General features: G+C 72.8%; 17 protein-coding genes and 1 riboswitch. Of the genes, 11 read left to right on the forward strand and 6 right to left on the reverse strand.

The annotated features are described in order from the left end of the window. Positions 1-2: 2 nt before the first annotated feature. Positions 3-113, reverse strand: a riboswitch (SAM riboswitch). 64 nt (positions 114-177) lie between these two features. From P0Y31_RS09075 to P0Y31_RS09085, 3 genes are all read right to left on the reverse strand, one after another. Beyond that, on the reverse strand, positions 178-1,260 hold the full coding sequence (locus P0Y31_RS09075; RefSeq protein WP_275868474.1) for a DUF4192 domain-containing protein: 1,083 nt from the start codon (positions 1,258-1,260) through the stop codon (positions 178-180). 109 nt (positions 1,261-1,369) lie between these two features. Beyond that, a complete protein-coding gene (locus P0Y31_RS09080) occupies positions 1,370-1,780 on the reverse strand; it encodes a YkvA family protein (protein WP_275868476.1) in 411 nt (136 codons plus the stop codon). 123 nt (positions 1,781-1,903) lie between these two features. Then, complete coding sequence (locus P0Y31_RS09085; protein ID WP_275868478.1) at positions 1,904-2,626, reverse strand: EcsC family protein; 723 nt, start codon at positions 2,624-2,626, stop codon at positions 1,904-1,906. Positions 2,627-2,699: 73 nt separating this feature from the next. On the opposite strand from P0Y31_RS09085, the gene P0Y31_RS09090 reads away from it, so the two are divergent. Together P0Y31_RS09090 and P0Y31_RS09095 are read left to right on the forward strand one after the other, a co-directional pair. After that, a complete protein-coding gene (locus tag P0Y31_RS09090) occupies positions 2,700-3,578 on the forward strand; it encodes a sulfurtransferase (protein ID WP_275868479.1) in 879 nt (292 codons plus the stop codon). Between the two features lie 7 nt (positions 3,579-3,585). Beyond that, positions 3,586-4,059, forward strand: coding sequence for a SufE family protein (locus P0Y31_RS09095; protein ID WP_275868481.1), 474 nt, complete (start codon positions 3,586-3,588; stop codon positions 4,057-4,059). Positions 4,060-4,072: 13 nt separating this feature from the next. Here P0Y31_RS09095 and P0Y31_RS09100 read toward each other — a convergent pair whose 3' ends face one another. Then, on the reverse strand, positions 4,073-4,768 hold the full coding sequence (locus P0Y31_RS09100; RefSeq protein WP_345803623.1) for an IclR family transcriptional regulator: 696 nt from the start codon (positions 4,766-4,768) through the stop codon (positions 4,073-4,075). A 101-nt stretch (positions 4,769-4,869) separates the two neighbouring features. Here P0Y31_RS09100 and P0Y31_RS09105 point away from each other — a divergent pair, with 101 nt between their 5' ends. Genes P0Y31_RS09105 through P0Y31_RS09140 form a run of 8 tightly spaced genes read left to right on the forward strand, consistent with a single transcriptional unit; the run spans position 4,870 to position 14,926 of the window. Beyond that, complete coding sequence (locus tag P0Y31_RS09105) at positions 4,870-6,060, forward strand: ABC transporter substrate-binding protein (protein WP_275868485.1); 1,191 nt, start codon at positions 4,870-4,872, stop codon at positions 6,058-6,060. Further along, positions 6,060-6,929: a branched-chain amino acid ABC transporter permease gene (locus P0Y31_RS09110; protein WP_275868487.1), complete on the forward strand. Its 870-nt coding sequence runs from the start codon at positions 6,060-6,062 to the stop codon at positions 6,927-6,929. Before P0Y31_RS09105 ends, P0Y31_RS09110 begins: the two co-directional genes overlap by 1 nt. After that, positions 6,929-8,881, forward strand: coding sequence for a branched-chain amino acid ABC transporter ATP-binding protein/permease (locus P0Y31_RS09115; protein WP_275868489.1), 1,953 nt, complete (start codon positions 6,929-6,931; stop codon positions 8,879-8,881). The genes P0Y31_RS09110 and P0Y31_RS09115 overlap by 1 nt, the downstream gene beginning before the upstream one ends. After that, on the forward strand, positions 8,878-9,732 hold the full coding sequence (locus P0Y31_RS09120; protein WP_275868491.1) for an ABC transporter ATP-binding protein: 855 nt from the start codon (positions 8,878-8,880) through the stop codon (positions 9,730-9,732). Before P0Y31_RS09115 ends, P0Y31_RS09120 begins: the two co-directional genes overlap by 4 nt. After that, positions 9,729-10,688, forward strand: a complete 960-nt coding sequence (locus P0Y31_RS09125) for an MBL fold metallo-hydrolase (protein ID WP_275868494.1) — start codon at positions 9,729-9,731, stop codon at positions 10,686-10,688. Before P0Y31_RS09120 ends, P0Y31_RS09125 begins: the two co-directional genes overlap by 4 nt. Continuing rightward, positions 10,685-12,307: an FAD-dependent monooxygenase gene (locus P0Y31_RS09130; protein WP_275868496.1), complete on the forward strand. Its 1,623-nt coding sequence runs from the start codon at positions 10,685-10,687 to the stop codon at positions 12,305-12,307. Before P0Y31_RS09125 ends, P0Y31_RS09130 begins: the two co-directional genes overlap by 4 nt. Positions 12,308-12,351: 44 nt before the next feature. Next, positions 12,352-14,094 (forward strand): DNA polymerase, encoded by a 1,743-nt coding sequence (locus tag P0Y31_RS09135; RefSeq protein ID WP_275868498.1) that lies wholly within the window; start codon positions 12,352-12,354, stop codon positions 14,092-14,094. Between the two features lie 31 nt (positions 14,095-14,125). Further along, positions 14,126-14,926: a DUF1206 domain-containing protein gene (locus P0Y31_RS09140; RefSeq protein ID WP_275868500.1), complete on the forward strand. Its 801-nt coding sequence runs from the start codon at positions 14,126-14,128 to the stop codon at positions 14,924-14,926. A gap of 36 nt (positions 14,927-14,962) precedes the next feature. Here P0Y31_RS09140 and P0Y31_RS09145 read toward each other — a convergent pair whose 3' ends face one another. Both P0Y31_RS09145 and hrpA read right to left on the reverse strand, forming a co-directional pair. Then, complete coding sequence (locus tag P0Y31_RS09145) at positions 14,963-15,886, reverse strand: PAC2 family protein (RefSeq protein ID WP_275868502.1); 924 nt, start codon at positions 15,884-15,886, stop codon at positions 14,963-14,965. Positions 15,887-15,987: 101 nt separating this feature from the next. After that, positions 15,988-19,776, reverse strand: a complete 3,789-nt coding sequence (hrpA, locus tag P0Y31_RS09150) for an ATP-dependent RNA helicase HrpA (protein WP_275868504.1) — start codon at positions 19,774-19,776, stop codon at positions 15,988-15,990. Positions 19,777-20,217: 441 nt separating this feature from the next. On the opposite strand from hrpA, the gene P0Y31_RS09155 reads away from it, so the two are divergent. Continuing rightward, on the forward strand, positions 20,218-20,904 hold the full coding sequence (locus P0Y31_RS09155) for a response regulator transcription factor (protein ID WP_275868506.1): 687 nt from the start codon (positions 20,218-20,220) through the stop codon (positions 20,902-20,904). The last annotated feature ends 29 nt before the right edge of the window (positions 20,905-20,933 follow it).

Genomic DNA, 20,933 nt, shown 5'->3' on the forward strand with positions numbered 1-20,933 from the left:
GGCAGTCGCGCTTGCCGCGACGTCGAGCCACGGCCCGGTCCTCACCCGGGGCACCCCACCGCGAGGAGGGTTGCCGTCCAGCGAGCCGGGGCTTGGCACTGGAACTCGTGACCTGGGCGACAGCATAGGACGCCCTCCCCCAGCCCCCCTCCCCTGTCCGATCTCTGGACGGCTGGCTCAGGCACTCTCGCGTGGTCGGATGGCGAGGTCCACCATGCGCTCGAGAAGTCGGGCCAGCCGGTAGCCGGGCTCGACCTCCAGGGCTCGCTCGAGGGCGACGCGGGTCAGCGCGCCGTCACCCAGCCACCAGGTGAGGTTGGCCAGCACGGTCAGCGCGGGGGCTGCGTGCTCGTCCGGCAGCATCCGGCACAGCTGCACGAGGCGTGCCTGCAGGCGCCGGCCCGCGACTGCGCTCTCGGGGCTGGGCGACGCAGCTGCCCACGTAGGCGGCTGGAGGCAGCTGCGCAGCTGGTCGACGAGGTCGTCGTCGAGCGCGTCGAGGGGCAGGGTGCCCGGGCACAGCCACCCGATCAGCCCGTCGCGCAGTGCGAGGTCGCGCAGGGCCACGGCACAGTCGGCCACCTCCTCGGCGGCGAGTCCCTCCAGTGGAGGTCGGGCCGGTGACACGTCGCACACGACCGCCCAGCGCGAGAGCTGACGCAGCCGGCGGACCGCCTCCTCGCGGGTCCCCAGCACCCGCAGGTGGCGACCCGGTTCCTGCTCCGCCGTGACCATCCCGCGAAGCACCTCGGCGACCTCGGCGCAACGGGCTGGGTCTGGGGCGAGCTGGCTGCGCAGCGCAGCGCGGTCGCGCACAGGCGCCATCTCGAGGCCCACGAAGTCGGCGACGGCAGGAATCTCACCCGGCGCGGGCAGGGGCGTCCCCTCGCCGGGGCAGCACCCCGTGTCACAGTCCGGCGCGAACCACCGGCCGTCCCGGACGACGAGCCGGTCGAGCACCGCGATGCCGAGCCCGCCACACGCCGCGTCGAGTCCGTCGAGCAGCTGCATGGCTGCCCCGGCAGCGGACTCGTAGCCCACGAGCAGCACCGAGTCGGGTTCCTCGCGGGCGAGCGCCGTGAGCAGGGAGGTGACGGCGGCCTCGACGTGCTGCTCCGGCGGCAGGTCGATGCGCTGGACGAGTCCGATGGCCCGGCCCGTGAGGGCGACCACGACCACCGCCTCCTCGGGGTGGTAGCCGAGCTGGAAGGGAAGGGCGGCGAGGATGTCGGCGGGGCCGCGGAGCCGGATCGGGTTCATGGACCCAACGCTGGCGGGCCCGCCGCCACCTCAGGGAGAGCCCGCCGCGCGCCTGTGCACGACGTGGCGGGCCGGGCACCCCCTGTGCACAACCGGCCCGGTCAGCGCCTCAGCGGATGACCTCGCCGGGCACCGTCTCGGACCAGCCGGCTCCCGTGGGACGGCCCCCGGCAGCAGGGCCGTGGTCCCCGCTGGACGCGCCTGCGCGTTCCCACGCGAGGAACGCGTCCGTCTCGTTGACCACGGTCGCGGCGATCCAGGTGGCCACCATGGCGTCGTCGGCGAGCCCGAACAGGGTCAGGAAGGCCTCCGGCACGAGGTCGACCGGCGAGAGCACGTAGGCCGCGGCGGCGGCGACGAGGAACAGCTTGCCGGTCGTCGTCCCCCGGTACTCGCCGCGCAGCGTGGCGCGCAGGAGGCGAGGGAGGGCGGACAGCCGCTCACCGAGGCCCGGCCCACCGGGCCGGACGGCTGAGCGAAGGGCAGTGGCGAGGGTGCGAAGCACTCCCCAGCGGGACATGGCCATCGACGATCTCTCCCTACATCCGGGCACATTCGGCCGGACACGGTGCCAACGTGCGGGGACCCCTGGGCATTCCCGGCGCGCCGACGGCATACCGGGCCAGCTCGGACCCGCGGGCGGTCAGTGGCCCCGGCTGCGGCGCGGGAACTCGTGACGGGCCTGCTCGGAGATCCGCTTGAGCAGGTAGGCGTCCAGCCCGGCGCCGACAGCCCCGCCGACCACCGGCAGCGCCTTGCCCATCCGCACCAGCGCCTTCTTGCCGACCTGGCTGAGCAGGCGGAAGGCGACCGCCTTGTTGACGACCATCAGCGCCGGGCCGGGCAGCCGCTGGGCGGCCAGGTTGGACAGCCGGCCCGTGGCAGTGACCCCTGCCTTCTTGAGCAGGTCGTCGGAGTCGGCGCCGACCAGGGTGAGCAGCACCGCGGCGCGGATCTCGGGCTGGCGGATGTCGTAGCCGCGCGCGGAGGCGACCGCGGCCACCATGCGGGTGGCGACGAGGTAGAACTCGACGACGTTCGCCGGCAGCGCGACCGGCAGCGTGACGAACCCGCCGAGTCCCGTCGCGAAGCCACCGGCGGCCGCGAGCTTGAGGTGCGAGGAGACGATCGCGTCGATGGCCTGCTCGCTGTCGGGGTGGTTGGACAGCGCGACGTCGGCCACCTGCTGGGCCGAGTGGAACGGGCCCTTGCCGTCGATGCCCGTGTCGAGGACGGACTCGATGAGGCGCACCACGCTGTTGCCGAACGCGCCGTGGTCCTCGGGCCCCGCGCTGGCCTGCTCGAGCGCCGAGGCCCGCTTGGCGGCGGTCTTGGTGTCGTCCTTATCCATGCCCAGAATGCCCATGATCGCCCTCTCTGATGACGGTCCGCCCATCCTGCCACGGGCACCGCACGAGCGCCGGTCTATCGTTGGCTGCATGGCCGACACGCAGACCCCGGAGCCCCGTTTCGCCGAGTACGCCCACCCCGAGCGCCTCGTCTCGACCGAGTGGCTGGCGAGCCGGATGGAGGTCGGAAACCCCGACGGCGTCGTCGTGCTGGAGTCCGACGAGGACGTGCTGCTCTACGACACCGGGCACATCCCCGGCGCGCTGAAGCTCGACTGGCACCAGGACCTCAACGACCAGCTCACCCGTGACTACGTCGACGGCGAGCAGTTCGCGAAGGTGATGTCGGCGCGCGGGATCGGTCGCGACACGACCGTCGTCATCTACGGCGACAAGAACAACTGGTGGGCCGCCTACGCCCTGTGGGTCATGACCCTCTTCGGCCACGAGGACGTGCGCCTGCTCGACGGCGGCCGCGCGAAGTGGATCGCCGAGGGTCGCGAGCTGACCAAGGACGTGCCCTCCCCAGCCCCCGCCGACTACCCTGTGGTCGAGCGCGACGACGCCCCCATCCGCGCCTTCAAGGACGACGTGCTGGCCCACCTCGGCGGGCCCCTGGTCGACGTCCGCTCCCCCGGCGAGTACTCCGGCGAGCTGCTGCACATGCCCGACTACCCGCAGGAGGGCGCCATGCGCGGCGGGCACATCCCCGGCGCGAAGTCGGTGCCGTGGGCGCGTGCCGCCAACGAGGACGGCACCTTCAAGTCGCGCTCCGAGCTCGAGGCCATCTACCTGCAGGAGCAGGGCCTCAAGCCCGAGGAGCCGACCGTCGCCTACTGCCGCATCGGTGAGCGCTCCTCGCACACCTGGTTCGTGCTGACCCACCTGCTCGGGTTCGACAACGTCCGCAACTACGACGGCTCGTGGACCGAGTGGGGCAACGCCGTGCGCGTGCCGGTGGAGAGGTGAGGAGCCCGTGACCGCCGCTATTGACACCACCGGCCTCCCGGCCGCCCTCGCGGAGATCGCGGAGGACTTCGCCGATCTGCCTGTGGCAGAACGACTCCAGCTGCTCCTCGAGTTCAGTGAGGAGCTGCCCGAGCTGCCCGAGCGGTATGCCGGTGCGCCCGAGAAGATGGAACAGGTGCACGAGTGCCAGTCGCCGCTGTTCCTGACGGTCGAGGTCGACGAGGAGTCGTCACCCGAGCCCGGCAAGCGGGTCGTCTCGCTGTTCTTCTCGGCACCTGCCGAGGCACCCACCACCCGCGGGTTCGCCGGCATCCTGCACCAGGGCCTCGACCAGCTCACGGTCGACGAGATCCTCGCGGTGCCCGAGGACGCGCCCTACCGCTTCTCGCTGGCCGAGGCCGTCTCGCCACTGCGGCTGCGCGGCATGGTGGGCATGCTGGGCCGCATCAAGCGCCAGCTCGCCCTGAAGACCCGGGCCTGAGGACGCCGGCTCCTCACAGGTCGGCGCCGAGGGCCTGGGCCGCCGAGACGACCTGCGCGCTCAGCACGTCGAGGTCTGCCTCACCGCCGTAGACCACGCTGAGGGCGCCCACGCACTCGCCGGTGGAGTCGTGAACCGGTGCCGCGCACGCGCTGAAGCCGGCGATGACCTCGCTGGTCGACCATGCCCAGCCCCGGGCCCTCGCCTCGCGGACCCTCGCGCTGTCCGACTCCCGCTCCGGCCGACCCGCGAGGATGGCGATCCCAGGGGCGCCGCGGGTGAGCTCGTGGCGCGCCCCCGGCCGGTAGGTCACGTGGAGCACGGAGAACCGGGGCTCCTCGACGGCGATGGTCACCGCGTCAGGGCCGTCGGGAACCACGAGGAAGGCCGTCTTGCGGCTTGCGTCGGCCAGGCTCGAGAGGTGGGGCAGGGCGGCGGTGCGCAGGTGGGGCGCCACCCGACGCGCGAGGCCGGCGAGCCCGACGCCCGGCCGGTAGCGGTTCTCGGAGTCGCGGGCCACCAGACCGTGTTCCTCGAGGGTGCGCAGCATGCGGTAGGTGATCGACCGGTGCAGGCCCACGGCCGAGGTGATCTCGGCGATGGACAGCGGCTCGTCGCTGTCGGCGACCACGCGCAGGATCGTCAGGCCTCGGTCGAGCGTCTGTGAGGCCGGCGCCGCCACCGGAACCTGCGCGCCATCTCTTGCCACCCCGGGAAACCGCCCTCTAATCTCGTTCAATATTCGAACCGGTCGTTCGAATATAGAACACAGCGTCGTGTAGGGCCATACCGGCCGTCAGGAGACCAGGCATGACACGCATCGTCCGCTCCATCACCTCCGCCGTGGCGATCAGCGCCCTCGCGCTCGTCTCGACGGCCTGCGCAGAGTCCGAGGACACCGGCAGCTCGGGAGGGGGGACCACCACCAGCGGCCCGATCAAGATCGGCGCGGTGCTCGACATCACCGGCGCGGGCGCGAGCCTCGGGGTTCCCGAGCGGCAGACGCTCATGATGCTGGCCGAGCAGGTCAACGCCGCCGGAGGCGTCAACGGCCGCAAGGTCGAGCTGCTCATCGAGGACAACCAGTCCACCGAGGACGGCGCCGCGAAGGCCGCCAGCAAGCTGCTCAGCACCGAGAAGGTCGACATCCTGCTCGGCGCCTCGCGCACCGGCCCCAGCCTGGCGATGCGCCCCCTCGCGGAGCAGGCCAAGAAGCCGATGATCTCCCTGGCCGCCAACCAGAAGATCGTCGACGGGTCGACCTGGGTGTTCAAGACCGCGCAGAACGACCGGGTCGTCCTCGAGCGCCTCGTCGACGACATGAAGAGCCAGGGCCTGAAGAAGATCGCCGTGGCCCGCGACGCGTCCGGCTTCGGCGAGGGCATCCCGGAGATGCTCGCCGAGATCGGCAAGCCGGCCGGCATCGAGGTGGTCGCCGTCGAGAAGTTCGCGCCCGACGCCACGGACTTCACCGCGCAGATGGTGAACATCCGCAAGGCCGACCCCGACGCCACCCTCATCTGGGGCATCCCCCCGGCCGCCTCGCTGGCCCAGGTCTCGTACGAGCGCATCGGCCCGAAGGTGCCGGTCTACCAGTCGCACGGCATCGGCAACCAGGTCTTCCTCGACACCGCCAAGGGCTCGGCCGACGGCCTCCGCGCGGCGCTCGGGCGCATGCTCGTCGCCGACCAGCTCCCGGCGGACGACCCGCAGAAGGAGGTCGTCACGAAGTTCATCAGCGACTACAAGGCCAAGTACAACCAGAACCCGTCGACCTTCGCCGGCCACGCCTACGACGGCTTCATGATCGCCATCGAGTCGCTGAAGAAGGCGGGCACCGACCCGAACAAGCTCCGTGACGCGATCGAGCAGACGTCCGACTGGCCGGGCATCAGCGGCGTGTTCACCATGACGCCCGAGGACCACTCCGGTCTCACCAAGGAGGCCCTCATGATGGTCACCGTCGACGCCGGCCAGTGGAAGGTCATCGAGGGAAGCTGATGAGCGACCTCTTCCAGCTGGTCTTCTCCGGGCTGGCGCTGGGAGCGGTCTACGGGCTGATAGCGCTCGGGTTCGTGGCGATCTTCTCCGTCAGGGAGATCGTCAACATCGCGCAGGGCGAGTACGCCGCCCTCGCCGGCCTGAGCGCCATCAGCGCCGTCACCGCAGGCGTCCCCCTCCTCCCGGCCGTCGTGCTCGTCGTGCCCCTCGTGGTGCTGGTGTCGGTGGTCATCGAGCGGGTCGCGATCCGGCCGGTGCGCCGGATGACCCCGCTGACCTCGATCATCCTCACCCTGGGCATCTCGACGGTGCTCAAGGCCGTCATGCTCCTGGTGTGGGGCCCGGAGGCCCACCGCCTTCCCGACTTCCCGGGCCGGGACTTCGTCGTCGGCGGGGTCAGCATCCGCTCGCAGGAGGTGTGGATCCTGGGCACCGCGGCGGTCGTGGGGTATGCCGTGGTGTGGTTCTACGAGCACACCACGGCGGGCAAGGCGTTGCGGGCGTGCGCCGAGCAGCCGATCGCCGCGCGGCTGGTCGGCATCTCCCCCCGGACCGCCACGATGGTCGCCTTCGCCATCGCGGGGCTCGTGGGCGCCGTGGCCGGCGTGGTCAGCAGCCCCATCTACCTCAGCTCCTGGAACCACGGCCTGACCCTGGGCCTCAAGGGCTTCGTCGCCGCCACCCTCGGCGGGCTCGTGTCGTTCCGGGTGGCCATGCTCGGCGGGCTCTTCCTCGGGGTGCTCGAGAGCCTGGTTGCCGGCTACGGCGCGGCGGGCTACCGCGACGCGGTCGCCTTCATCGTGCTCCTGCTGGTGCTGCTCGTCCGCCCGCAGGGCCTGGCCCTGAAGGCGTCGGGGGTGCGGGTCTGATGGCACGCGCCCGGCGGCTCCTGCCCTTCGTCGTCTTCGCGGTCTTTCTCCTCCTCTTCCCGCTCCTGTTCTCGACCAGCCTGGTCAACGTCGGCGTCTATGCCCTCATCTACGCCCTCGCGGCCATCGGCCTGTCCCTGCTGATGGGCCTCGCCGGCCAGGTCAGCCTGGGGCACGCCGCCTTCTTCGCGGTGGGGGCCTACACGCAGGCGATCCTGGTCACGAGGACGGAGGTCCCCGGGCTCCTCGCCGCGGTGGTCGCGGTGGCCGCGGCGATGCTGCTGGCCCTGCTCGTCGGCCTTCCCCTCCTGCGGCTGCGCGGCCACTTCCTGGCCCTGGCCACCCTCGGTCTCGGCATCATCGTCTCCGTGGTCGTCCGCGAGCTCGAGGTCACCGGCGGCACCTCCGGGATCTTCGGGATCCCCAAGCCGGACTTCAACGGCCGGGTCTACGACAGCCCCCAGGAGTACTTCTGGCTGCTGGTCCCCTTCGTGGTCATCGGCCTCCTGCTGGCCCACACCCTCGTGCACAGCCGCTCGGGCCGGGCCCTCAGCGCCGTCAACGACTCTGAGGTCGCCGCGGAGTGCCTCGGCGTCGACACCTTTGCGCTGCGGCTGCGCGTGTTCGTCCTCGCTGCGGCGTATGCCGGCCTGGCCGGCGTGTTCTACGCCCACTGGCTCGCGGTGGTGAGCCCCGAGGCCGCCGGCTTCGAGCTCAGCGTGCAGATGCTCCTCATGGTCGTGCTCGGCGGCCTCGGCACCGTGTGGGGTGCCATCACCGGCGCCGTCGCCGTCGAGGCCATCGACGAGGGCTCGCGCACGATCATCCCCCAGCTGATCCCCGGCGCCTCCGGCGAGGTGCAGCTCATCGGCTTCGGCGTGGTGCTCGTCCTGCTGATCATCCTGCTCCCCGGCGGCCTGGCCCAGCTGTGGAACAAGCTGACCAAGCGCACCGGCTCCCCCGCCACAGCCGGCGCCCTGGCCGGCTCCGACGTCGAGCCCGACGTGCAGATCTCGACCGCCTCCCCCGCGGCTGTGCACGAGGCGCGCGACCACGAAGGCGGAGGGCACGCGGGCGGTGGGCCCGCGGCATACACCGGCCGCAAGGCCCTCGAGCAGCTGCTTGCCCAGGCGGACACCCCTGAGGCGGGGACCACGCTGCTGGCCGTCAGCGGCCTGACCAAGAGGTACGGCGGCGTCAAGGCACTCCACGACCTCGGCCTCGAGGTCCGGGCCGGCGAGATCCTCGCCCTGATCGGCCCCAACGGCGCCGGCAAGACCACGGCGTTCAACGTCATCACCGGCGTCCTCGAGCCCACCTCCGGCACCGTCACGCTCCGGGGCCAGCAGGTGCAGGGTCGTCGACCACACGCCATCGCGAAGCTCGGCGCCACCCGCACCTTCCAGAACCTGCAGGTCTTCGGCAGCTCCACGGTGCTGGGCAACGTCAAGGTGGCCCGCCACCTGCGCAGCCGCTCCGGGATCGTGCGCGGGATGCTCGGGCTGTCGGGACGCGAGGAGCGCGAGATCGACGAGTCCGCCCGCACCGCGGTCGAGGCGCTCGGCCTCACGGCGGACGCGGACCGTCCCATCACCGACCTGTCGTTCGGACAGCAGCGCAAGGTCGAGGTCGCCAGGGCGCTCGCCCTCGCCCCCGCCCTGCTGCTGCTCGACGAGCCCATGGCGGGGCTCAGCGGCCCGGAGCGCGACTCGCTCGCGTGGCTGCTGCGCCGCGTGCGCGAGGCCGGCATCTCCGTGCTGCTCGTCGAGCACGACGTCGACGCCGTCATGGCCCTCGCCGACCGCGTCGCCGTCCTGGACGACGGGCGCCTCATCGCGCTCGGCTCCCCCGACGAGGTGCGAGGCAACCCCGCAGTCATCGCCGCCTACCTCGGCACCGGTGAGGACGACGAGGCGCTGATCCGCGGAGCCGCGGCGGAGGTCGAGGCATGAGCAGGCAGCAGGGCACGCATCCCGGGGGTGGGCTGGAGGTCACGGGTCTCACCGCGGCCTACGACAAGCTCGAGGTCCTCCACGGTGTCGACGTCTCCGTGGCACCCGCCGAGCTGGTCGCCGTCATCGGCTCCAACGGCGCCGGCAAGACCACCCTCCTGCGGGCGGTGTCCGGCCTGATCCGCCCCACCGGGGGGACGGTCCTCCTCGGCGGCGAGGAGGTCACCACCATGGGCGCGGAGCAGATCGCCGCCCGCGGCATGGCCCACGTGCCCGAGAACCGGTTGGTGTTCCCCTCCCTCACCGTCGACGACAACCTCGAGCTCGGAGGATGGACCCGGCGTGGCGACGGCAGGCACGCACAGCGGCGGGCCGAGGCGCTGGAGCTGTTCCCGCGGCTCGCCGACCGGATCACCCTGCCGGCCGGCGCGCTCTCCGGGGGCGAGCAGCAGATGCTGGCGATGGCCCGGGCCCTCATGGCTGAGCCGTCGGTGGTCGTGCTCGACGAGCCCAGCCTGGGCCTGGCCCCCAAGGTGGTGGGCGAGATCATCGCCGCGCTCGGGGCCCTGCGCGACAGCAAGCGGCTCGCGGTCCTGCTCATCGAGCAGAACATCCGGGCCGCGTTCACGGTCGCCGACCGGGTGGTCGTGATGGAACGCGGAACCGTTGTGGCACAGGGCACCCCGGCCGACCTGTCCAGCGACGACCGGGTGCGCAAGGCCTACCTTGGTGGCGGCTCCACGTCGTCCGGGTCGGTGGCGGCCCGCAGCACCTCGGCGCCGTCGCCCGCCTCCCCCGCACCCGGCTCCCCCGCTCCCCCCGCTCTCCCCACTCCCCAGGAGGACCAGTGAGCAAGCCCTTCGCCTCGTCGGCCGACCTGACCGAGAAGACCGAGACCCTCGAGGTCCTGGCCGACGGCGTCTACGCCCTGACCGCCGAGGGCGACCCGAACGTCGGCGCCATCGAGGGCGAGGACTTCCTCGTGGCCTTCGAGGCCCGCGCCACCCCGGTGGCGGCACGCGAGTGGCTCGACCGGCTTCGCGAGCACACCGACAAGCCGGTCCGCCACCTCGTGCTCTCGCACTACCACGCGGTGCGGGTCCTCGGCGCGTCCGCGTTCGAGGCCGACGAGATCATCGCCCACGAGCGCACGAAGTTCCTCATCGAGGAGCGCGGTCAGCAGGACTGGGAGAGCGAGTTCGGCCGGATGCCAAGGCTTTTCAAGGAGCCGGAGTCGATCCCCGGCCTCACGCACCCGACCCGCACCTTCACCGACGAGCTGACGATCCCGCTCGGTGGCGACCGCGGGGACCTCGTGCTGAGGTACTGCGGCCGTGGGCACACCGAGGGCGACATCGTCGCCTGGCTGCCCAAGGACCGGATCCTCTTCGCCGGTGACCTGGTCGAGGCCAGGGCAGCGCTCTACACCGGCGACGCGTTCCACCAGGAGTGGTCCACGTCCACGCTCGACACGGTGGCGTCGTTCGGCGCAGACCAGCTCGTCGGCGGTCGGGGCGGCGTCGTGCGCGGCGGGGACGAGGTCAACGCCGCCATCGAGCAGAGCCGGCACTTCCTCGCCGTCATCATCGAGAAGGTGCGCGAGGCCCAGGGCCGGGACGGCACCCTCAAGGAGGCGTTCGACGCCTGTCACGCGGCGCTGGTCGACCAGTACGGCTCGTGGCCGATCTTCGAGCACACGCTGCCCTTCGACGTCTCGCGCTGCTGGGACGAGCTGTCCGGGATCGAGCGGCCGGTCATCTGGACGGCGGAGCGGGACCGCGAGGTCTGGGACCAGCTCCAGTCATGAGCAGCGGGGCGGGACCCGCCGGCCCCCGCTCCGCCGGTCGCGTCGCGGTCATCGGCAACGGCCCGGTCGGCCAGACGACGGCGCTGCTGCTGGCCGGGTGGGGTGTGCCCGTGGTGCTCCTGGACCGACGGCCGGCCCGCGACCCGGTGGGCAGCAAGGCCATCTGCCAGCAGCGCGACGTGCTCGACGTGTGGGCATCCTGCGGCGGCGAGCGCATCGCCCAGGAGGGCCTGACGTGGTCCCGCGCGCGCACCTTCTACCGTGAGCACGAGCTCTTCTGCGTCGAGCTGCAGGACTCTGGCCGCTCGCCGTTCCCGCCCTTCGTGAACATCTCGCAGGCGCGCACGGAGGAGATCCTCGACGAGGCCATCGCCGCCCAGCCGCTCATCGAGGAGCGGTGGGGCCACGAGGTCGTCGGGCTCGAACAGGAGCACGACGACCGCGTGGTCGTGCGCTGCGAGACCAGCGCCGGCCCGGTCGAGGTCGAGGCCGCGTATGCCGTGGCGTGCGGCGGGGCGCGCGGGCGGCAGCTGCGTGACCTGCTGGGCGTGGGCTTCGAGGGGCGCAGCTTTGCCGACTCGTTCCTGATCTGCGACATCCGGGCCGAGCTGCCCGGCTGGGAGAACGAGCGACGGTTCTACTTCGACCCCACCTGGAACCCCGGCCGGCAGGTGCTGATCCACCCGTGCCCGGGCGGGCTCTACCGCATCGACTGGCAGGTCGACCCCTCGTTCGACCTCGAGCGCGCCCGCGCCGACGGCTCCCTCGACGTGCGGATCCGGCAGGTGGTCGGCGACCGGCCCTACGAGATCGACTGGACGTCGCTGTACACCTTCCACGCCCGCGTCGCCGACCGGTTCCGTGTCGGGCGGGTGCTGCTCGCCGGCGACCTCGCCCACCTCGTCGCCCCCTTCGGCGCCCGCGGCCTCAACTCCGGCGTGGGAGACGCGGACAACGCGGCCTGGAAGATCGCGTTCGTCCTGCGGGGGTGGGCGGGCGAGGCCCTGCTGGACTCGTACGAGAGGGAGCGTCGGGCTGCGGCGGTGGAGAACCTCGAGGTCACCTCGGCCACGATGGACTTCCTGGTCCCCCACTCCCCGGAGGGAGCCGCGCGTCGGCGCGAGCTCCTCGAGGCTGCCGTCACCGACCCCACCGTGCACGATCGCGTCGACTCGGGGCGACTGGCCGAGCCGTTCTGGTACGTCGACTCGGAGCTCACGACCCCCCACAGCGCACGCCCCTGGCCCGGGCGCCCGCCCCGCGGACAGGCGCCGGCACCGGTCCCCGGCGTGATCATCCCCGATGCCCCGGTCCGGGACGCCGAGAACCCCGGCGTCACCCACATTCGGCAGCTGTGCCGCTCCGGGCTGCTGGTTCTGCTCGGGGACGCCGGCCGGCGAGAGGCGGCGGCCACGGCCCTCGACGACGTCCTTCCCCCGGAGCTGCCCCGCCGGGTCGTGTCGCTCGACGAGATCGACGCCGACGGCATACTCCGCACTGCCCTCCGCATGGAGGGCAGCCGCGAGATGTGGCTGGTGCGGCCTGACGCCCATCTCGCAGCCTGCGTGGCCACCCCGGAGGACCTGGCGGCGGCCGCCCGACGCCTGCTCCCCCGGTGAGCACCGTGTCCTAGGCTGCTCGTCGTGGGCGGCGGCAGGCAGTGGTGACGGGACCTCCCGCCGGCTCCCCTCGCGGCACCCGCGTCGCCCTCGTGGCCGCACCTCGCACCGCTGGTCAGCCTCGGCTGGTCGCCGTGGTCGGCGAGGGGGTCGAGGAGTGCGGCACCGACGAGCAGGTGGTGGGCCTCGTGGAGCGCCTCGAGCGCGAGCGCTCCCCGCGTTGGACCTGGTGGTCGGCTGCCCACGACGCCGCCCCCATCGTCGCCGCTCGGGTCCCGCTCGCCCGCTGCTGGGACGTGGCCGAGGCGCACCGCGTGCTCGCCGGTGGGTGGGAGGCGTCTCCGCAGCTGGCGTGGGCCCACTCGCAAGGCCTCGACCCGTCGACCATGCCTGCAGCGGCCGTCGGCGACCTCTTCGACTTCGGCGCCGCCGAGGCCGACACCGGCGACCCCGACAGCGCGGTGCGCACCGATGGGTACCTCCGGCCGGAGGCTGGGCCAGACGGTTCGGCGGGATGGGCGGTGACGCCCAGCCGCCTGGTGTCGTGGGCCAGGGCTGCGCTGGATTGCGCTGCGGCACAGGAGAAGGCGCTCAGCCAGGCAGGTCCGCGCGGGGTGGGCACGGCGCACTCCGAGTCCGCGGCTTCGCTGCTCTGCGTGGAGCTCGAGCGCGACGGGCTGCCGCTGGACCGCGCGACCGCTGAGCAGCTGATCGCCGAGGCTGCGGGACCCCGGCCGGAGGACGAGCGCCAGGCCCGCGCGGTGCGGGCCCAGCGGGACATGGCCGTGCTGCGGCTCGCGCCGGGCCGCGAGTCGACCGACCTGCGCAACCCGGTGCAGGTGCGCGAGCTGCTCGCCAGCGTCGGCGTCGACGTGCCCAACACGCGCAAGTGGGTGCTCGAGCCGTTCCGGGACACCCACCCCCTCGTGGCGGCCCTGCTGGAGTGGCGCAAGGCCGAGCGGATCGCGACGACCTACGGCTACGCCTGGCTCGAGGACCACGTCGGCGCCGACGACCGCCTGCGGGGCGCCTGGACCGCGTGCGACGGCGCCGCCGGGCGGATGACGGCCCAGAACGGGCTGCACAACCTGCCGGCCTCCCTGCGTCCGGCGGTGGCCGCCCACCCGGGGCACGTGTTCGTGCGAGCGGACCTCGGGCAGATCGAACCCCGGGTGCTGGCGGCGGTCTCGGGTGACCGTGCCTTCGCCGCGGCGACCCGGGCCGACGACCTCTACGCGCCCGTGGCCGCGACCCTCGGGGTGGAGCGGCCCGTGGCGAAGGTCGCGGTGCTCGCCGCCATGTACGGCCAGCGCAGCGGCGCGGCTGGCGAGGCCCTCAAGGGCCTCGAGCGCGCCTACCCCACGGCCATGGCGTTCCTCGACCAGGCGTATGCCGCGGGCGCTCGGGGACGGCCGGTGCGCACCTTCGGGGGGCGCACCGTCCCGATGGGGCCCTCCGTCGACGGCATCGCCCCCGGCACGGACCCGGCGCGGGACGCGGCCCGCGGCCGGTTCGCCCGCAACGCCGTCATCCAGGGGGCGGCCGCCGAGCTGTTCAAGGCCTGGGCCGCGACGGTCCGGGCCACGACGCGCGACCTCGGCGCGCAGATCGTGCTGTGCCTGCACGACGAGCTCCTCGTGCACGTTCCGGGCGACCGGGCCGAGGAGTGCCTGCACCGCGTCGTGCACGCCCTGGACGACAGCGCGCGGCGCTGGACGGGCTCGACCGAGGTCCGTTTCGTGGCGGACGCGAGCATCGTGACGCGCTGGTCGGACGCCAAGGAGTGAGGTGTGGCCCCCGACGTGCCACGCTGTGCCCATGAGCGACGTCATCAGCACTGCGCGGCAGGCCAGCGACCACCCTGCCCTCGAGACCGCGGCCCGGGTGGGCTACGCGGTCAGTGGCCTGCTCCACCTGCTCATCGGGTGGATCGCGCTGCAGGTCGCGTGGGGCCTGGGCGGCTCGGGCAAGGACGCCGACCAGAGCGGGGCACTGCAGTCGCTCGCGGGCAACAGCGCCGGAAAGCTCGCCCTGTGGGTGGGCGTGCTGGGTTTCCTCGGTCTCGGGCTGTGGCAGCTGGCTGACTCGGCCTTCGGACACCCCGGCTCCGACAAGGAGGCCTGGGGTGGGCGCATCAAGGCGTTCAGCAAGGCCGTGGTCTACCTCGCGCTGGGCTGGACGACGTTCAACTTCGCGCGTGGCAAGAGCTCGGACAGCGAGAGCCAGACGGTCGACCTCACCTCCTCGCTCATGAGCAAGCCGGGCGGGCAGTGGCTGGTGGCCCTGGTCGGCCTCGTCGTGATCGGCGTCGGCGCCTACCACGTCTGGAAGGGCGCCACCGAGGGCTTCCTGCGCGACCTCGAGAAGGACCCGGGCACCTGGGCGGTCCGCGCCGGCGTCGTGGGCTACATCGCCAAGGGCGTGGCCCTGGCCGTGGTGGGCGTGCTGTTCATCCTCGCGGCCATGCACGCCAACCCCGAGGAGTCCAAGGGGCTCGACGGCGCCCTGCGCACCCTGAAGGACCAGCCCTTCGGCCCGGGGTTGCTGACCGCCGTCGCGCTCGGCATCGGCGCCTACGGCCTCTACAGCTTCAGCCGCGCGCGGCACGCCCGAGTCTGAGCCCGGCGCGCCGGCAGGTGGCGCGCGTCCCGGGCGTCAGGAGTCGTCGCGCTCGTCCTCGGCGACCTCGCGCAGGAACTGCTCGAACTCGGCGCCGATCTCGTCGGCCGAGGGCAGCTCGCTCACGTCGGTGGCGAGCAGGCTCGGCTTCTGCAGCCCCTCGACGAAGGTGTCGTACTGGCGCTCGAGGGCGGCGACCACCTGGGCCACCTCCTCGGAGCCGGCAAGCTCCTCGGCGATCTCGGCACGGTTGAGGCCCGCCGCCGCGACCAGGTCGTCGATCGGCAGGTCGAGGGCCGTCGCACCGGTGATCGCGTTGAGCGCGGTGACGGCGCCGTCGGCGAACTCCGACTGCGCCAGGTAGTGGGGCACGTGGATGGCGAAGCCCATGGCGTCGTGGCCCGACTCCCCCAGCCGCAGCTCGAGCAGCGAGGAGAGGCTGCCCGGCACCTGCACCCGGCCGAACGGGTTGAGCTGCTCGGGGACCAGGCGGGGATCGGTGGCGTGCGCGGTCATGCCGATGGGCCGGGTGTGCGGCACCGCCATGGGGATGCCGTGCGCGGTGACCACGAGGTCGACGCCCAGCAGGACGACGAGCTCGCGGATCGCCTCGACCACGCGCTCCCACTGGTAGTCGGGCTCGGGCCCGGCCAGGAGCAGGAACGGCGTGCCGTCACGGTCGACCAGCCGGTGCAGCGCGAGGGCGGGGTCGTCGTAGCTCACCCAGCGGTTGGTGTCGAAGACCATCCCGGGGCGCCGGCCGCGGTAGTCGAGGAGCTGGTCGACGTCGAAGGAGGCGACCACCGAGCCGTCCGAGGACGCGAGCAGGTGGTCGGTGAGCAGGCGCTGCGTCTGGCCGGCGTCGACGAATCCCCCGAGCGTGACGATCATCACCGAGGCGCGCAGCTCGTGCGGCTCGGCGTCGGTCTCGAAGCGGTACAGCTCGGACGGGTTCTGCACGGTGTTCCTCTCTCGTGGTCCTACTCGAGGATCAACAGATCAGTGTGCCAACCGATTCCTCCGCCGCTCAGGGCGGGGCATCACGATCCGGTGACGGGGCCTCAGGCGGTGAGCGCCGCCATCGCCTTGTGGATGCGCTTCTCCGAGACGGGCTGGGCCGTGCCCAGGCTGTTGGCGAAGAGGCTCACCCGCAGCTCCTCGATCATCCACCCGACGTCGAGCACGGGCTGGGAGCGGCGGTCCACCGGGGCGAGGGACTCGAGCAGGTCGGCGTAGGCCTCCTCCACCCGGTCGACGACCTCCTGCCCCTGGGCGTCGCGTACGAGGGCGCCGGGGGCCTTCTCGATGCGCAGGAGCATCCCCCGCAGGTAGCGCCGCAGGTGGGGCAGGCGGGCGAGGCCGGTGTCGGCGACGAAGCCTGGGTAGACGAGGCTGCGCAGCTGCGCCTGCAGGTCGGCCGCGAGCGAGGCGACCGCAGGGGCGCGCAGGGAGGCGAGCCGCTGCTCCACCTCGCGGGCCAGGCCGAGCACCGGCTCGACCTCGTCGACGACGTTGAGCACCCGGGTGACGACGTGGGTGCGCACCGCCGCCAGGACCTCCTCGAAGGCCTCCGGGTCGCGCACGGGCCCCGGCTGCCGCTCGGCCACGATCGCGTCGACCGCGCAGGCGAGGCAGTCGTCGAGCAGGGCGGGCACGCTGCCGTGCGGGTTGCTGCCCAGCGCCAGCTTCTGCGCGTTGGTGAGCCGGGCGAGCACTCGCTTCCAGGGCGCGGAGGTGTTGAGCAGCAGCAGGCGACGCACCCCCAGCCGGGTGGCCGCCTCGGCCTCCCGCTCCCCCGGCAGCACCACGAGGTCGACGGAGTCGCCGCGGTCGACCAGCGCCGGGAAGCCCTGCACGGCCTGCCCGCCGGACCGCGTCTCGAAGGTCACCGGCAGGGCGCCGAAGTCCCACTGCCGCAGGCCCTTCCGCTCGATCGCTGCCCCGGCCCGCGACATCCGGCGCTGCACCTGGCCGGCCAGCTGGGCCTTGAGCTGCTCGAGGTCCTTGCCGCTGGCCAGCGACCGACCGCGGTCGTCGTCGACGCTGAACGTGATGCGCAGGTGGTCGGGCACCCGGGCCACGTCCCACTCCTGCGCCGGCACCCGCACACCGGTGCGGGCCTGCAGGACCCGTGCCATCTCGTCGACGAGCCGGCGTCCGCCGCCCGGCTGGGCGTCGGCCAGGGCCGCGGCCGCGTGGTCGGGCGTGGGCACGAAGTGCCGACGGGTCGCCTTCGGCAGCGACTTCAGCAGGGCCGTGGCGAGGTCGGCCCTGAGGCCGGGCACCTGCCAGTCGAAGCCCTCGTCCTCCACCTGGTTGAGCACCTGCACCGGGATGTGCATCGTCACGCCGTCAGCCGCCGCGCCCGGCTCGAACTGGTAGGTCAGGGGCAGCTCGAGACCACCCTGCCGCCAGGTGCGGGGGTAGTCGCCGGCCGAGACCTCCTCGGCCGTCTCACGGGTGAGGAGCTCCTCGGTGAAGGTCAACAGGTCCGGCGTCTCCCGGCGGGCCCCCTTCCACCAGCTGTCGAAGTGGCGTGCGGAGACCACGCCGGCCGGGATGCGCTGGTCGTAGAACTCGACAAGGGCCTCGTCGTCGACGATGAGGTCACGCCGCCTGGCCCGCTCCTCGAGCTCCGCGAGCCGCCCCAGCAGTGCCTGGTTCGCACGGAAGAACTCGTGGTGGGTCTCCCAGTCGCCCTCGACGAGCGCGTGCCGGATGAAGAGGTCGCGCGACTCCTCGGGGTTGATCCGCCCGTACTGCACCGTGCGAGCCGCCACCAGCGGGACGCCGTAGAGGGTGACCCGCTCGGTGGCCAGCGCGGCTCCCTGCTTCCTCGACCAGCGCGGCTCGCTGTAGGTGCATTTGACGAGGTGGGCGGCCAGCCGCTCCGCCCAGACCGGGTCGATGCGGGCGTTGGTGCGGGCCCACAGGCGGCTCGTCTCGACCAGCTCGGCCGACATCACCCAGGTGGGCTGGCGGCGGAACAGGGTCGAGCCGGGCGAGATCGCGAACCGCGCGCCGCGGGCGCCGAGGTAGTCGCGCTTGGCCTCGTCGCGCAGGCCGATGTGCGACAGCAGGCCGGCCAGCAGGGCCTGGTGGATGACGTCGGCCTTGGGGTCCTCGTCCTTCGCAGCGGTCGCCCGGTCGGGGTCGATGTCCTGCTGGCGGCACGCCTGCCGGAGCTGGGTGTGCAGGTCCTGCCACTCCCGCACCCTCAGGTAGTGCAGGAACTCGGCCTTGCACATGCGCCGAAACGCGCTGCCGCTCAACGCTTTCTGCTGGTCCTTGAGGTAACGCCACAGGTTGAGCAGTGAGATGAAGTCGGAGTGCTCGTCGCGGAACCGCGCGTGGGACTGGTCGGCCTGGGTCTGCTGGTCGGCCGGGCGCTCACGCGGGTCCTGCATCGACAGGGCCGCGACGATGACGAGCACCTCGCGGGTGCACCCGAGCCGGTCCGCCTCGATGAGCATGCGCCCGAGCCGCGGGTCCAGCGGCAGCCGCGCCAAGGTCCTGCCGTATGCCGTGAGCCGGCGCCCGCGGCCGCGGCCCCGCTGCGGTGCGGTGCCCGTGGGGGCCGGCTCCGCGGCATACCCGCTGTCGAAGGCCTGGAGCTCCTCGAGGAGCCGGATGCCGTCGGCGACCTGGCGTGAGTCGGGGGCGTCGACGAAGGGGAAGGCGGCGATGTCGCCGAGGCCGAGGGAGGTCATCTGGAGGATGACCGAGGCCAGGCTGGTGCGCTGGATCTCGGGCTCGGTGAACTCCGGCCGTCCGTCGAAGTCGTCCTGGGAGTAGAGCCGGATGCAGATGCCGTCGGCGACCCGGCCGCACCGGCCGGCGCGCTGGTTGGCGCTGGCCTGCGAGACCGGCTCGATGGGCAGGCGCTGCACCTTGGTGCGCTGGCTGTAGCGGGAGATGCGGGCGGTGCCGGCGTCGACGACGTAGCGGATGCCGGGCACCGTCAGGGAGGTCTCGGCGACGTTGGTGGCGAGCACCACCCGGCGACCGCTGTGCCGGCCGAAGACCCGGTGCTGCTCGGCCGCGGAGAGGCGGGCGAACAGCGGCAGGACCTCGGTCTGCGGCAGGTCCATCGACGCGAGCGCGTCTGCGGTGTCACGGATCTCGCGCTCGCCGGAGAGGAACACGAGGATGTCGCCCTCGCGGTGCTCGGTCCACAGCTCCTCGACCGCGTCGCAGACGCCGGTGACCTGGTCGCGCTCCTCGGCGTCCTCGCGGTCCGGGTCGACGAGGGGCCGGTAGCGGACCTCGACGGGGTAGGTGCGACCGGACACCTCGATGATGGGCGCCGGTGTGCCGTCCGGTCCGGCGAAGTGCTTCGCGAACTTCTCGGGGTCGATCGTCGCCGACGTGATGACGACCTTGAGGTCGGGGCGACGCGGCAGCAGCTGCTTGAGGTAGCCGAGGATGAAGTCGATGTTGAGCGACCGCTCGTGGGCCTCGTCGATGATGATCGTGTCGTACTTGCTGAGCAGTCGGTCGTGCTGCATCTCGTTCAGGAGGATGCCGTCGGTCATGACCTTGACGAGGGTGTTGTCGCTGCTGAGGTCGGTGAAGCGCACCTGGTAGCCGATCGCCGTGCCGAGCTCGACCTCGAGCTCCTCGGCGATGCGCTCGGCCACCGACCTCGCGGCGATCCTGCGTGGCTGGGTGTGGCCGACCAGCCCCTCACGCCCGCGCCCGAGCTCGAGGCAGATCTTCGGGAGCTGGGTCGTCTTCCCCGAGCCCGTCTCTCCGGCCACGATGACGACCTGGTGGTGGCGGATGGCGTCGGCGATGTCGTCCTTGCGCTCCACCACGGGAAGGTGCTCGGGGTAGTGGAGGTCAGGCACCGGGATGGCCTGGCGGGGCGGACGCTGGGGGACGCGGCGGCGATCGCCCCGGGTCCGCGCGGACCTGCCTCCCGTGCGCGCCGAGCGCACGACCGAGTCGGGGCTGTTCCCCCCACGACCAACACCCCTGCGGGCTCCCTCGCTGCCGCGGCCGGACGGGGAGTCGCCGGGACGCGGGGTGGACATGCGCCCCAGCATACGGGCGCACGACGGACCCTCCCCGGTCACCCAATTGGGCGACTGGGGCGCTGCCGCGGGCTAGTGGCGATGCTGTACCCCGCCCCCGGTGGCCGTCGTTAGCGTCGGGGGCAGGCCTGTGACCCACCACCGGTCCCTGATCGGAGGCACCATGCGCGCCAGCCGCCCGACCGCCGCGGTCGTCGCCCGGGCGGCCACCGCGCTCGCCGGCATGTCCCGAGGCCCGGAGCGGCCCGCTCGGTCATGACCCGGCGCCGCTCCCGGGCCCAACCCGTCGCCGCCCTCCGGGTGGTGCTGGCCGGTGGCTCCGCCGCCTTCCGCCAAGGGCTGCAGGTGCTCCTCGAGGCGGGAGGGGTCGACGTGGTGGCCTCGGTGCAGGAGCCGTCAGCGCTCGGGGACGCGGTGCGCAGCCTGGCACCGGACCTCGCGATCGTGGATGCCCGGCTCTCGCCCGGGGCGCTCGACTCCGGCGTGGAGGCGGCGCTCGCCCTCAAGGGCGAGCGCCCGGATGTCGGGGTGATCGTCGTCGCCAACCACCCCGAGCCGCAGGACATGCAGCGCCTCGTGGACGGGGCTGAGAGCGGCCTGGGCTACCTCCTCAGCGACACGGTCCAGGACGTGCTCGGCCTGCTCGACGCCCTGCGCCGGGTCGCGGGCGGCGGGCTCGCCCTGTCCCCCGAGGTGGTGAAGCCCCTGATCCTCGAGCGGGGGCAGGCGGCCCCCTTGTCACGGCTGAGCGCGCGCGACCACGAGGTGCTCTCGCTCGTGGCCCAGGGCCACTCCAACTCCGGGATCGCCTCGGCGCTGCTGCTGTCGGCGAAGACCGCCGACAGCCACGTCACCGGCCTGCTGCAGGAGCTCGGCGTGGAGCACGACGGCACCGAGAACGGTCGGGCCCGGGCCACGCTCTCGCTCCTGCGCTCGTCGTGAGGCCCTCGTCGTGAGGCCCCCGTCGCGTG

Origin of the sequence: Knoellia sp. 3-2P3, from assembly GCF_029223115.1 — a bacterium.
Lineage (GTDB): Bacteria > Actinomycetota > Actinomycetes > Actinomycetales > Dermatophilaceae > Pedococcus_A.

Excerpts from the sequence above, each read along its gene's own strand:
- P0Y31_RS09075 (WP_275868474.1), bottom strand. The coding sequence starts at position 1,260 with ATGAACCCGATCCGGCTCCGCGGCCCCGCCGACATCCTCGCCGCCCTT.
- P0Y31_RS09080 (WP_275868476.1), bottom strand. The coding sequence starts at position 1,780 with ATGTCCCGCTGGGGAGTGCTTCGCACCCTCGCCACTGCCCTTCGCTCA.
- P0Y31_RS09085 (WP_275868478.1), bottom strand. The coding sequence starts at position 2,626 with ATGGGCATTCTGGGCATGGATAAGGACGACACCAAGACCGCCGCCAAG.
- P0Y31_RS09090 (WP_275868479.1), top strand. The coding sequence starts at position 2,700 with ATGGCCGACACGCAGACCCCGGAGCCCCGTTTCGCCGAGTACGCCCAC.
- P0Y31_RS09105 (WP_275868485.1), top strand. The coding sequence starts at position 4,870 with ATGACACGCATCGTCCGCTCCATCACCTCCGCCGTGGCGATCAGCGCC.
- P0Y31_RS09110 (WP_275868487.1), top strand. The coding sequence starts at position 6,060 with ATGAGCGACCTCTTCCAGCTGGTCTTCTCCGGGCTGGCGCTGGGAGCG.
- P0Y31_RS09115 (WP_275868489.1), top strand. The coding sequence starts at position 6,929 with ATGGCACGCGCCCGGCGGCTCCTGCCCTTCGTCGTCTTCGCGGTCTTT.
- P0Y31_RS09120 (WP_275868491.1), top strand. The coding sequence starts at position 8,878 with ATGAGCAGGCAGCAGGGCACGCATCCCGGGGGTGGGCTGGAGGTCACG.
- P0Y31_RS09130 (WP_275868496.1), top strand. The coding sequence starts at position 10,685 with ATGAGCAGCGGGGCGGGACCCGCCGGCCCCCGCTCCGCCGGTCGCGTC.
- P0Y31_RS09140 (WP_275868500.1), top strand. The coding sequence starts at position 14,126 with ATGAGCGACGTCATCAGCACTGCGCGGCAGGCCAGCGACCACCCTGCC.
- P0Y31_RS09155 (WP_275868506.1), top strand. The coding sequence starts at position 20,218 with ATGACCCGGCGCCGCTCCCGGGCCCAACCCGTCGCCGCCCTCCGGGTG.